The sequence below is a fragment of the Treponema sp. R80B11-R83G3 genome (assembly GCF_054786115.1).
In genome coordinates this window covers 1-707 of the sequence record NZ_BDHF01000362.1, presented here as the reverse complement: position 1 = coordinate 707, position 707 = coordinate 1, and the positions used below count along the sequence as shown (strand labels likewise).

The 707-nt window shown below is 33.5% G+C and carries 1 protein-coding gene and 1 pseudogene; both read left to right on the top strand.

Translation table 11 applies throughout. The features are described from left to right. On the top strand, positions 1–402 hold a 402-nt coding region (locus ACYVRH_RS13875; protein ID WP_461257473.1), incomplete at its 5' end, for a hypothetical protein. Between the two features lie 9 nt (positions 403–411). Then, a pseudogene (locus ACYVRH_RS13870) lies at positions 412–707 on the top strand (hypothetical protein); the annotation flags it as partial.

Sequence of the window (707 nt, the reverse complement as noted above, 5' to 3'; positions counted from 1 at the left end):
CAACAAAATCCGGCTGATCAAAATGTAACGGTAACATTTCAAAACAACACGGTAAATGGGGATTTCATTTTTAAAGAATGGAATGGGATAAGCATAAATGATATTATATATAAAAAAAGAATTATTAAAAGTAATGATAAAATCATCCTTACCATTCCGGCAGGGAATACCAGTTTTCTATTTAATTTGGAGTATACATTCAGTAATCAGTATTCATCTACTACATATAAATTTGAAGATATTGAACTGCCATATAATTTTGAACCCGGAAAAAAATACGAGGTTAGAGGAAGATCTAAGACATTAGCTTTAGGTTTTAAAGGAATTGAATTTTATCTTCAACTATATGATACAACAACAAAATCCGAACTGATAAAAGAATGGATGGTTGGAAAAAAATAAAGAGTATCTATGAAATATCGTTCTTTATTCATTTTTATAATATTAATTCTTGCTTTTCACGTTTGTGTTTTTTCCCAACAGTCCGCTCCTCCTGCGGGCGTTTTACGGGATTATGTAGGCTTGATCAATCAAAGCTATCATCCCGGCATTGTGGCTTTTTTTGAAAAAATTAAAGCGGAACTTGAAAAAAACGGGCAAACCAATGCGGCTAAATCTATTGAACTTTTCTTGAAAGGAGCCACCGGCTCCGGTTTTGTAATTCCCGGCGCGGCTGGAAATTTCTATGTGGTCACCAATTATCATGT